Source organism: Coprococcus intestinihominis, from assembly GCF_040096555.1.
GTDB classification, from domain to species: Bacteria; Bacillota; Clostridia; order Lachnospirales; family Lachnospiraceae; genus Coprococcus_A; species Coprococcus_A intestinihominis.
On the sequence record NZ_JBBMEK010000086.1, the window covers coordinates 1 to 11,587 of the forward strand.

Annotated in this window: 11 protein-coding genes; 10 read left to right on the forward strand and 1 reads right to left on the reverse strand. The window is 44.4% G+C overall.

Annotated features, from left to right (window positions below; genetic code table 11):
* From cbiD to WMO25_RS08365, 8 genes are all read left to right on the forward strand, one after another.
* Positions 1–718: cobalt-precorrin-5B (C(1))-methyltransferase CbiD (gene cbiD, locus WMO25_RS08330; protein ID WP_349084941.1), on the forward strand; the 718-nt coding region annotated here is incomplete at its 5' end.
* A 2-nt stretch (positions 719–720) separates the two neighbouring features.
* Positions 721–1,419, forward strand: coding sequence for a precorrin-2 C(20)-methyltransferase (cobI, locus tag WMO25_RS08335; protein ID WP_349084942.1), 699 nt, complete (start codon positions 721–723; stop codon positions 1,417–1,419).
* Positions 1,416–2,213 carry a precorrin-4 C(11)-methyltransferase gene (gene cobM / locus WMO25_RS08340; RefSeq protein WP_117527351.1) on the forward strand — a complete coding sequence of 266 codons (798 nt, stop codon included), beginning with the start codon at positions 1,416–1,418 and terminating at the stop codon, positions 2,211–2,213. The genes cobI and cobM overlap by 4 nt, the downstream gene beginning before the upstream one ends.
* Positions 2,214–2,217: 4 nt before the next feature.
* Complete coding sequence (locus WMO25_RS08345) at positions 2,218–3,315, forward strand: cobalt-precorrin 5A hydrolase (protein WP_349084944.1); 1,098 nt, start codon at positions 2,218–2,220, stop codon at positions 3,313–3,315.
* Positions 3,308–4,042 carry a precorrin-3B C(17)-methyltransferase gene (gene cobJ, locus WMO25_RS08350; protein WP_349084945.1) on the forward strand — a complete coding sequence of 245 codons (735 nt, stop codon included), beginning with the start codon at positions 3,308–3,310 and terminating at the stop codon, positions 4,040–4,042. Before WMO25_RS08345 ends, cobJ begins: the two co-directional genes overlap by 8 nt.
* A gap of 348 nt (positions 4,043–4,390) precedes the next feature.
* The gene (locus tag WMO25_RS08355) at positions 4,391–5,521 is read left to right on the forward strand and encodes a DUF362 domain-containing protein (protein WP_349084946.1); all 1,131 of its coding nucleotides are present in this window, start codon (positions 4,391–4,393) and stop codon (positions 5,519–5,521) included.
* Positions 5,522–5,626: 105 nt separating this feature from the next.
* Entirely contained in the window at positions 5,627–7,024 is a 1,398-nt protein-coding gene (locus WMO25_RS08360; protein WP_349084947.1) for an MATE family efflux transporter, read from the forward strand.
* Positions 7,021–8,025, forward strand: coding sequence for an asparaginase (locus WMO25_RS08365; RefSeq protein ID WP_270514536.1), 1,005 nt, complete (start codon positions 7,021–7,023; stop codon positions 8,023–8,025). The genes WMO25_RS08360 and WMO25_RS08365 overlap by 4 nt, the downstream gene beginning before the upstream one ends.
* A gap of 128 nt (positions 8,026–8,153) precedes the next feature.
* On the opposite strand, the gene WMO25_RS08370 is transcribed toward WMO25_RS08365, so the two are convergent.
* The gene (locus WMO25_RS08370; protein ID WP_117539951.1) at positions 8,154–8,972 is read right to left on the reverse strand and encodes a Cof-type HAD-IIB family hydrolase; all 819 of its coding nucleotides are present in this window, start codon (positions 8,970–8,972) and stop codon (positions 8,154–8,156) included.
* Between the two features lie 148 nt (positions 8,973–9,120).
* Between WMO25_RS08370 and WMO25_RS08375 the strand changes: the two genes are divergently transcribed.
* Complete coding sequence (locus WMO25_RS08375; protein WP_349084949.1) at positions 9,121–10,122, forward strand: CotS family spore coat protein; 1,002 nt, start codon at positions 9,121–9,123, stop codon at positions 10,120–10,122.
* 50 nt (positions 10,123–10,172) lie between these two features.
* A partial coding sequence (locus WMO25_RS08380) for a phospho-sugar mutase (RefSeq protein ID WP_349084951.1) occupies positions 10,173–11,587 on the forward strand: 1,415 nt, incomplete at its 3' end.

Genomic DNA, 11,587 nt, shown 5'->3' on the forward strand with positions numbered 1-11,587 from the left:
CTGGGAAAAAGGACTGAAGGTCACTGTTTTTATTCCAAATGGGAAGGAAAAGGCAGAAAAAACACTGAATCCGATGCTTGGCATTGTAGGGGGGCTTTCTGTGCTTGGAACAACAGGTATTGTTGAACCGATGAGTGAGAAAGCATTAATTGATACAATTGCAGTGGATATCCGAATGCACCGGGCACAGAATGAAGATATTCTTCTTATGGCTCCGGGCAATTACGGACTGGATTATCTAAAGGCGGCTTATCATATCCATCCAGATCAGGTGATAAAAATCAGCAATTTTATTGGAGACAGTATTGATCTGGCGGTTTGTGAAGGGGCATCGGGGATTGTCCTTGCAGGGCACATTGGCAAGTTGATCAAAGTCGCCGGAGGAATTATGAATACCCATTCTCATCAGGCGGATGCCAGAATGGAGATAATGACAGCCTATGCGGCAATGGCCGGAGCGGGGAATGATATTTTGCGTCAGATTATGTCTTCAGTAACGACGGATGCCGGGATGGAAATTCTGCAGCAATGCGGACTTTTAACAGAGACAATGCAGTTAATTCTTGAGAAAATAGAGGCACATGTGAAAAAAAGAGCCGGAAGCCAGATTGAGATTGGCATTATTATATTTTCAAATGTATTCGGAATGCTGGGACAGACAGAAAATGTACCGAATCTGTTTAAGAAGATGAATGCTGCACAGCATAAGGAGGAATAAGGGTGAGCGGCTGTTTGTACAGTGTGGGTGTAGGTCCGGGAGATCCGGAACTGATGACATTAAAGGCAGTTAAGATAATCAGGAATTGTCAGGTTCTGGTTTTGCCGGCGGAAAGTAAAGAAAAATGTGTGGCCTATCAGATTGTGAGGCGGGCAATACCGGAAATTGAAGATAAGACAACTGTCTGTCTTGTCATGCCAATGACAAAAGACAAAGACAGGCTTGAAAAAAGCCATAGAGAGGGAACCCAAAAGGTGGCAGAGGTCCTGGATGCAGGAAAGGATGCAGCCTTTCTGACATTGGGTGATCCGACTGTATATGCCACATCTATGTATATCCATCAGCGGATTGCCGGGATGGGGTATCGGACATCCATTGTCAGCGGTGTGCCTTCTTTTTGTGCTGCTGCGGCAAAACTTGGCGTTTCTCTTGGCGAGAAGCAGGAACAGATCCATATTATCCCTGCAAGTTATGATGTTGAAGCGGCGATACAGCTTCCCGGAACCAAAATCCTCATGAAAGCAGGGAAAAAGATGCCGGCTGTCAGACAGTGCGTTAAAGAACATCATGGATGGGCTGCAATGGTGGAAAATTGCGGCATGGCAGAAGAACATCTGTGGATAAATGCAGAAGATATGCCGGAACATCCGGGATATTATACCCTTGTCATTGTGAAAGATCGGAAGGATGAAGAAGAATGATACATTTTGTAGGAGCAGGACCGGGAGCGCCGGATTTAATTACAATAAGGGGACAAAAGTTGCTTGCAAAGGCCGATGTGATCATTTATGCCGGTTCTCTGGTCAATCCGGCATTGCTGGAAGTAAAAAAGCCGGAATGTGCAGTTTATAACAGTGCCCATATGACCTTAGAAGAAGTTCTGGATGTGATGAAGAAAGCGGAACAGTCAGGAAAGACAACTGTCCGGCTGCATACGGGAGACCCAAGCCTTTATGGTGCGATTCGTGAGCAGATGGATGCTTTGAAAAAGATGAATATTGCATATGATATTTGTCCCGGTGTCAGTGCGTTCTGCGGCACGGCATCGGCACTGGAATTGGAATATACATTGCCGGGAGTGTCTCAGACAGTTATTATCAGCCGTACAGCGGGAAGAACACCGGTGCCGGAGCGGGAATCTATTCCTCAGCTGGCAAGACATCAGGCAACGATGGTCCTTTTCCTGAGTACAGGCCATTTGCCGAAACTTCAGAAAGAGCTGATAGAAGGCGGCTATACAGCGGCTACACCGGCTGCAATCTGCTATAAGGCGACATGGCCGGAGGAAAAAAGATTTTTTTGTACGGTGGGGACGCTGGCGGAGACGGCAGAGCGGGAAAACATTACAAGTACAGCATTGATTGTGGTGGGCAATATCATCGGAGAACAGTATGATCGGTCCCTTTTGTATGACCCTTCGTTTACGACGGCATTTCGAGAAGCAACAGAAACAACGAACGGATCTGATACAGATAAAGCCGGTATGGATCAATAACAGTATGAAAACAGCGGTTATTAGTTTTACACAGAATGGCAATGCCTGCAATCGGAGAATTATAACCGGCCTGAAGATGGCAGGCTATACGACGGAAGGATTTTACGGCGGCCGTTATAAAGAGAATGACAGTTTAGAAAAAGAAATTTTGCGTCCTGCTGCCAAAAAGGTAGCTGAATGGACAAAGGATGCTTTTGAAAAGTATGATGCTATTGTATTTGTCGGGGCAGCGGCGATAGCTGTGCGCAGTATTGCCCCCTGTCTGAAAGATAAATTAACCGATCCGGCAGTCTTAGTTGTGGACGAAAAAAGTCAGTATGTCATTCCGATACTTTCAGGTCATGTGGGAGGAGCCAATGCACTGGCAGTCCAGCTGGCGGCGTATTTGCAGGCAATACCTGTTATCACAACTGCGACCGATATTCAGGGTTTGTTTGCCGTCGATGTGTTTGCAATGAAGAATCATTTGCTGATAACGGATCGAAGAAAAGCAAAAGAGATATCTGCTTCAATCCTTGAATATGAACAGAAATTGGTTTATGCGGATGCCATGCTGACACATGAAGCGGTGCTACCGAAATACCTGAGTATAACAGATGAAGTTGAAAAGGCGGATATTATTATTGATTATCATCGGTTGTCCGGCAATATGAAAGGACTGCAGCTGATACCTGAAAAGACAGTATGGATTGGGATCGGGTGCCGTAAAGGTACAGAGACTGACATAATTAAAGCAGCAATCAGATATTTTTTGACGGAACATGCGATTGATGAACGGTCGGTTGCCGGGATAGCTTCAATAGATGTAAAAGCACAGGAACAGGGGATTCTTGATGCGTGCAGAGAATATAACTGGCCTTTTATCACATTTTCTGCAGAAAAACTGTGTGATCTGGAGGGTGACTTTACAGCGTCTGAATTTGTTAAAAGTCATGTTGGTGTGGATAATGTCTGTGAGCGGTCTGCACTTTGTGCGGCCGGGGAGAATGAAGAAAACGGCATCATCGGACATGGAGAGACCATACTTCTTATCAGAAAGGAAATTATGCCGGGGATTACACTGGCTGCAGCCGGTACAGGCAGGAGGTTAAGATTTGAGTAAGTTATATGTAGTCGGCATCGGACCGGGCGGTTATGAACAGATGACAGTAAAGGCCGTTAAGGTGCTGGAAGAATGTGATATCATTGTGGGGTATACGGTATATGTGGATTTAGTTGCGGAGCATTTTGCAGGAAAAGAAATGCTGACAACACCAATGCGGCAGGAAGAGAAACGTTGTAGAATGGCATTTGACGAAGTCATGAAAGGTAGAAATACAGCGATGATCTGCTCGGGAGATGCCGGTGTATACGGCATGTCAGGCCTTATTTATGAAATCAGTCGTGATTATCCGGGGATTGAAATAGAAATTGTCAGCGGTGTGACAGCAGCCTTGAGCGGCGGTGCCGTACTTGGAGCGCCGCTGATGCATGATTTTGCTGTTATTAGTCTCAGTGATCTGATGACGCCATGGACGTTGATCGAGAAGCGTCTGGCAGCTGCCGCAAGTGCAGATATGGCTATTTGCCTGTATAATCCGTCAAGTAAAAAGCGCAGGGATTATCTTAATAAGGCCTGTCGGATTGTGATGCAGGCTGCTTTGCCGGAAACAGTCTGCGGTATTGTCAAACAAATTGGCCGTGAGGGTGAAAGTTGTCAGGTCATGACGCTTCAGGAATTGTCGAATTATGAGGCGGATATGTTTACAACAGTATTTATCGGAAATAGTACAACTAAAGTCATCAATGGCAAGATGGTGACGCCAAGAGGCTATAAACTGAGTGAATAGCGGTAATCGGAGGGATTGACGTATAATATCGGCAATTTTGTGTTCCGGCATAGTTATCATTATCATTATAAATGATTTTGACTGCAAATAGATCCAGTGTCTGAAACTGATTCCAGAAAGCCTTCACATCGAAGGTGCAGGATTCGGTTGTGTACATGGCTGATTCCTCCTTTTTATCTATCATACCTTAAAAAGTGAAAATGCATAGGATACTTTTGGTTAAGATGCCTATTTCACTTTTGAAATCGGTAGGTTATACTATCACGAGATAAACGTAAATAAACAGTTACCATAATTGTTAAAACAATAGAAGATAAAGATACATACAATGAAGGAGATGCTTTGAAGATGGAAAAATCTAAAGTTTTTTTTACTGATTTAAGAACACCGGCTTATGGAGATGGCTTAACAACAAAACTGCAGAAACTGCTGAAAAAAGCAGGCATTGAGCAGTTGGATATGGACGGTAAGTTCGTAGCCATAAAAATGCATTTTGGTGAATTGGGCAATTTGAGCTTCCTTCGCCCGAATTATGCCAGGGCAGTGGCTGATCTGGTAAAATCTTTGGGTGGCAAGCCGTTTTTGACAGATTGTAATACGATGTATCCGGGCAGCAGAAAGAATGCCCTTGAACATATGGAATGTGCATGGCAGAATGGTTTTACACCGTTGACGGTAGGATGTCCGATCATTATTGCGGATGGTCTTAAAGGCACGGATGATATTGATGTACCTGTAGAAGGTGGTGAATATGTCAAAGCAGCCAAGATCGGACGTGCAGTGATGGATGCGGATGTTTTTATCAGCCTGACACATTTCAAGGGACATGAAGCGACAGGATTTGGCGGCACGATCAAGAATATCGGTATGGGCTGCGGTTCAAGAGCAGGAAAGACGGAGCAGCACAGCAACGGTATACCAACAATTTCATCACGCAAATGTGTAGGATGCAAGCGCTGTCAGAAGGAATGTGCCAACGGCGGACTTGTATTCGATGCAGAAACAAAGAAAATGACTGTAGATACAGAACATTGCGTAGGTTGCAGCAGATGCCTCGGCGCATGTAATTTTGATGCTATTACATTCAGAAATAGCAATGCTAATGCTATTTTGAACTGCAAGATGGCAGAATATACGAAGGCGGTTATTGACGGAAGACCGAATTTCCATATTTCTCTGGTTATTGATGTTTCTCCGAACTGCGACTGCCATGGAGAAAATGATGTGCCGATTCTGCCGAATATCGGTATGTTTGCTTCTTTTGATCCATTGGCCCTTGACCAGGCCTGTGTAGATGCCTGTCTGAAGGCAGAACCGATGCCGAACAGCCAGCTTTCGGATAACATGAGTCGACCGGATTTTGTCGATCATCATGATCATTTTACGAATTCCACACCGGAATCAGAGTGGCAGTCATGTCTGGAACATGCAGATAAGATTGGCCTCGGCAGCAGAGATTATGAGCTGATTGTCTGTTAATAGGCACAGAGATGATAAGGTTTCCGAAATTCCAGTCGGCGTATGCTGACTGGAATTTTGTGACAGGTTTTATGGATATTTGAATGACCTTGAGGGAGGATGAAGATGAGCAGAAATGCTACAAAAGATTTGACAACGGGTTCGCCGATGAAGCTGATTCTCGGTTTCGGCATTCCGCTTTTGTTTGGTATGCTGTTTCAGCAGTTTTACAATATGATGGACACGATCATTGTCGGAAAGTTTCTGGGTGTCAGCGCCCTGGCATCTGTTGGAGCTACCGGGTCTATTAATTTTATGATCATTGGTTTCTGTATGGGTGTCTGCAATGGTTTTGCTATTCCTGTGGCCCAGCGTTTTGGTGCCAAGGATGAGCATGGTATGCGAAAATTCGTGGCTAACAGTGTCTGGCTGTCGATCATATTTGCAGTGGTTATGGCTGTATTGGTCTGTGTTTTCTGCCGCCAGATCCTTGAACTGATGAACACGCCGGAGGATATTATTGATGGTTCCTACAGCTATATTTTTGTTATTTTTCTTGGTATACCGGCAACTTATATGTATAATCTCCTGTCAGGCATTATGCGTTCGCTGGGAGATAGCAAGACACCGCTGTATCTGCTGATTTTTTCATCAATCCTGAATATTATACTGGATTTGCTGTCAATTATCGTTCTGAAAATGGGCGTGGCAGGTGCTGCATGGGCGACAGTGATCGCACAGGCCGTCTCAGGTTTTTGCTGTCTGGGTGTTATCTGGAAGAAATTCCCGATTCTGCATGTTCAGAGAGAGGAATGGCAGCCGGATAAACTTTGCATACTGAATTTGTGCAATATGGGTATTCCTATGGGATTGCAGTATTCCATTACAGCCATCGGAAGTGTCATTATCCAGGCGGCAGTGAATTCACTGGGATCTGTGGCAGTCGCTTCTGTGGCAGCGGCGGTCAAGATCAATATGTTCCTGTGTTGTCCGTATGATGCGATGGGTTCTACCATGGCGACCTATGCTGGGCAGAATGTAGGAGCCGGCAAATTTGACCGACTGAAGCAGGGAGAAAAATCCTGTACGCTGCTGGGACTTGTTTATGGTATTGCAGCCTTTATATTTATTCTGCTCTTCGGTAAATATCTGGCATTACTTTTTGTGGATGCCAGTGAGGAGATCATTATCAATCAGGCACATCTTTTCCTGATGTGTAACTCTGCGTTCTATTTCTCATTGGCATTGGTGAATATTTTCAGATTTACCATACAGGGCATGGGATTCAGCCGTCTGGCTATTCTTGCAGGCGTGTGTGAGATGATTGGCCGAACAGTAGTAGCCTTTGTGTTTGTACCAATTTTCGGATATCCGGCAGTTTGTTTTGCCAGTCCGGTGGCATGGATATTGGCGGATTGTTTCCTTGTACCAGCTTTCTTTTTCTGTGTGCGCAGTCTGGAAAAGCGGGCGGCATTGGAAGATAGACAGGCGGTATTAGAAGATAAGCAGGAGGATAAAAATTGAAAAAGATATTAATGATCGCAACAGGCGGTACGATTGCGTCAAAAGGGACAGCAGACGGGCTGGCACCGGAGCTGACATCTCAGGATATTTTGCATTACATTCCGTCGTTGAAGGACATCTGTGAAGTGGAAACACTGCAGTTGTGTAATCTGGACAGCACTAACATTTCCATGGAACATTGGATGATGATGGCCAATGCGATTGAAGAAAAATATGAAAAATACGACGGCTTTGTGATCTGCCACGGTACAGATACCATGGCTTATACGGCTTCGGCTTTATCTTATCTGGTGCAGCATTCACCAAAACCGATTGTCCTGACCGGTTCACAGAAACCTGTGGATATGGAGATTACGGATGCAAGGGCCAATCTTCTGGATAGTTTTATCTATGCATCCTCAGATGATGCCTGCGGTGTTCAGATTGTCTTTTCCGGAAAAGTTATTCTGGGAACAAGAGCCAGAAAAGTCCGGACAAAGAGTTTTCAGGCTTTTACAAGTATTAATTATCCAAGTCTTGCAGTGATTCAGGATGGCCGTAAGATTCAGTATATCCATCAGGTAAAAGCAGCAACGGCGGAGTTTTACCACAAAATGGACCCGAAAGTCGGACTGCTGAAGCTGATTCCGGGGATTGACGGGGACTATCTGAGGTATTTCCTTGAACGTAATGATGCCATTATTATTGAGAGTTTCGGTGTGGGCGGTCTGCCAATGGGTGAGCGTTATCATTTCGGTGAGGCGATTGAGTGGGGCATCAATCAGGGCAAGACCATTGTTATGACAACACAGGTGCCGAATGAGGGCAGTGACATGACCATTTATCAGGTGGGACATCATCTGAAGCAGTACGACAGTGTGTTGGAAGCTTATGATATGACAACAGAGGCTGTGGTCACGAAGCTGATGTGGATTCTGGGGCAGACAAGGGAGCCTGCGGGAATACGGAGATTGTTTTATACCACTGTTGCGCAGGATATTCTGTACAATGAAAGCAGATAGAAAAATGCAGCATGACTTTATTTGAAAAAATAAGATGTATAAACGGAAACAACAACTTAAAAAAGAGGAATCCTGTTTATACAAACGATAAAGTATAGACAGGATTCCTGCTATATTAGCTACAATAACTAAAGAAAAGATTCAAGATAAAATGCGACACCATCTTCGTTATTAGAACGGGTGACAGCCGAAGCAGCTTTCAGGAGATTGGATGTCGCGTTTTGCATTGCGACACCGCATCCGGCATAAGATAAAAGCTCGATGTCGTTATCACTGTCTCCAAAGGCCATAACTTGTTTCGGGGTAATATGAAACTGCGCAGCCAGCGCATGCAGGGCAGAGGCTTTGCTGACAGAGCCGGAGGCCATTTCTATGTAATAGCTTTCAGAAGATGTGATGTAGAGATTCGAGATTTGGGATAAGGCAGTGATCAGCTGCTGTTTCTTCGGCATATCAGGAACAATCATATCAATGCCTTCGATTTCGTTACAATGTTTCATCATAAAGTCCGGCATATCAGAAATCGGGGTGCGGGTTGTTTGGACATAATGATTCATTCGTTCGGGAACGCCGAAATCAGTTGGACAATCGTAATAAGCCTGCATCGTATAAGCATGACCGCCGATAAAAACTTCAAAGGGGAAATGTGTATCCTGCATAATGGCAAGGACGCTCATTACGACACCGGGTTTCATATCATTGGCATAAATTCTGCGGCTGTCCGGCAGTTCAAAAATACTGGATCCGTTGGAAGTAATGATATATTTTAATCCGCGAATGTTCAGAATATCCTCCGGAATGGCGGATAATGCACGTCCGCTGGCAATGACAACGAGAATGCCTTTTGAAAGTGCTTTTTCTAATATTTTTTTTGTATAAGGGCTCACTTTTCCCTGACTGTTCAAAGTGGTCCCGTCTAAATCCAGAGCAATTAATCGTAAATCCATAATATTTATTTCTCCGCAATCATTTTAAAATTCTATTTATTTCATTATAATTGAATCCCGGTTTTAAAACAAGTGCATACCTGCCCCATACCGCACATATGATTAAAAAGTAGTCAGCGATTTGCAGCGGGTATGGGAGGGCGAGTGTGTGGAAGAAAAAATCAAAGATGTTCTGGATGCTTATACGTTTCAGACAACCCGGGTCTGTCGTGGGAGAGGTGCATTTATTTGTGACACGGATCAGGGAATGAAAATTGTCAAGGCGTATCACCGGTCACCCCAGAGACTGGAGTTTGAACAGCTGGTCAAATATACAATCCGCGACAGAGGGTATTATTACGTGGATCAGCTGCTGCCGAATAAAGAGGGGCAGTATCTGAATAACAATAAGGACGGTCAGATGTACACCGTGAGAGACTGGTTTGAAGGACGTGAATGCGATGTGAAAAATGCAGCAGATGTCCTGGCAGCGGTGCGGCAGCTGGCCGTTTTGCATATGCTGATGCGACGGTGTGACTTGTCGGAGGATCGGGTGGAACAATTTAGTTTTCAGGATACCAGACAGATTTTCCTGAAGAGGAGAAAAGAATTGAGAGCTATTTACAGCTATATCCGTCAGAAAAAACAATGGAATGATTTTGAAAAATTGTATATGCAGCTGTATAGTGATTGCATGCAAGAGGCAGATGCCGCCCTTAGTGAATTAAATCAATTCGACTTTGATGGTCTGCGAAAGAAAGCCCTGGATGAGCGGACACTGTGTCACGGGGATTTTAATTATCATCAGGTGATCTTAAACCGAAAATATACGGCAGTGGTGAATTTTGATAAAATGCATTATGATATCCAGGTGAAAGATCTGTATCAATTTCTGAGAAAGGTTCTTGAAAAAAATAACTGGGACAGTTCCCTGGGAACAATGATCATGGATACGTATCTGTCTGTCAGAACACTGTCGGAGGAGGAAAGACGTGTACTGTATGCGATGTTGACTTTTCCGGAAAAATTCTGGAAAATATCAAATCGTTATTACAATTCACGAAAAAGCTGGATTTCCAGCGTCAATTATGACAAGCTTTGTCGTTTTAAGAAAACGGAGGGACAGAGGCAGGATTTTCTGAATATATTCAAATATGCCTTTATTTTTTAGGCATCCTGGAGTATAATAAAATCAAATAAAGATAAAGGGAGGTCATTCCGATGGAGTATAAAGAAGTCTACGAAAGCTGGCTTGCGAATCCTTATTTTGATGAAGCAACAAAGCAGGAGTTATTAAGTATCAAGGATGACGAGAATGAGATAAAGGAACGTTTCTATGCAGATCTGGAGTTTGGTACAGCAGGTTTGAGAGGTGTTATCGGAGCCGGAACCAACCGTATGAATGTTTATGTTGTCCGCAAGACAACACAGGGTCTGGCTAATTACATTATCAAGCAGAATGCGGCAGACAAGGGCGTTGCCATTGCATTTGACTCCAGAAGAATGTCCACGGAATTTGCCAATGAAGCAGCCTTATGTCTTGCAGCCAATGGCATCAAGGCTTACATATTTGATGCACTGAGACCAACGCCGGAATTATCTTTTGCAGTCAGATATCTTGGCTGTACAGCCGGCATCAATATCACAGCCAGCCACAATCCACCGGAATACAACGGTTACAAGGTTTACTGGGCAGATGGCGCGCAGATTACACCGCCGCATGATTCAGGGATTATGGCGGAAGTGAAGGCTGTCACAGACTATAATGAAGTAAAGACAATGGATCGTGATCAGGCAATTGCTGCCGGATTATATCAGGTGATCGGAAGTGATGTGGATGATGTTTATATCGCTCAGCTGAAGAAACAGGTGAAGAATCCGGAGCTCATCAAAGAATATGTAGATCAGATTAAGATTGTATACACACCACTGCATGGTACAGGCAATATCCCGGCCAGAAGGATCATGAAGGAAATCGGTTTCGAGAATGTTTATGTTGTACCGGAACAGGAATTGCCGGATGGTGAATTCCCGACAGTCAGCTATCCGAATCCGGAATCAGATGAGGCATTTGTCCTTGGATTAGAGCTGGCGAAGAAAGTAGATGCAGATCTTGTTCTTGCAACAGATCCTGATGCAGACCGTCTCGGTGTCAGAGTGAAGGACAGAGAAGGTATTTATCATACGCTGACAGGCAATATGTCCGGCTGTCTTCTGGCAGATTACACAATCAGCCAGATCAAGGAGAAACAGGGACTGCCGAAAGACGGCGCACTGATCAAGACAATTGTTACAACCAACATGGCGGATGCCATTGCGAAGTATTACAATGTGAATCTGATCGAATGCCTGACAGGCTTTAAATATATCGGACAGCAGATCCTGAAGTTTGAGACAACAGGTGTCGGTACGTATCTGTTTGGTTTTGAAGAAAGCTATGGCTGTCTGATCGGCACACATGCCCGTGATAAGGATGCGATTGTAGCCACAATGGCCCTTTGTGAAGCAGCTGCTTATTATAAATCCAAGGGTATGAATCTCTGGGATGCCATGGTAGATATGTATGAACGCTATGGCTACTATAAGGACGATATCAAATCTATCTCCTTATCCGGTATCGAAGGCCTTGCCAAGAT

Bases quoted from the DNA above. Each gene is read 5' to 3' on its own strand.
- WMO25_RS08370 (WP_117539951.1), bottom strand. From the start codon at position 8,972: ATGGATTTACGATTAATTGCTCTGGATTTAGACGGGACCACTTTGAAC.
- WMO25_RS08345 (WP_349084944.1), top strand. From the start codon at position 2,218: ATGAAAACAGCGGTTATTAGTTTTACACAGAATGGCAATGCCTGCAAT.
- WMO25_RS08355 (WP_349084946.1), top strand. From the start codon at position 4,391: ATGGAAAAATCTAAAGTTTTTTTTACTGATTTAAGAACACCGGCTTAT.
- WMO25_RS08360 (WP_349084947.1), top strand. From the start codon at position 5,627: ATGAGCAGAAATGCTACAAAAGATTTGACAACGGGTTCGCCGATGAAG.
- cobM (WP_117527351.1), top strand. From the start codon at position 1,416: ATGATACATTTTGTAGGAGCAGGACCGGGAGCGCCGGATTTAATTACA.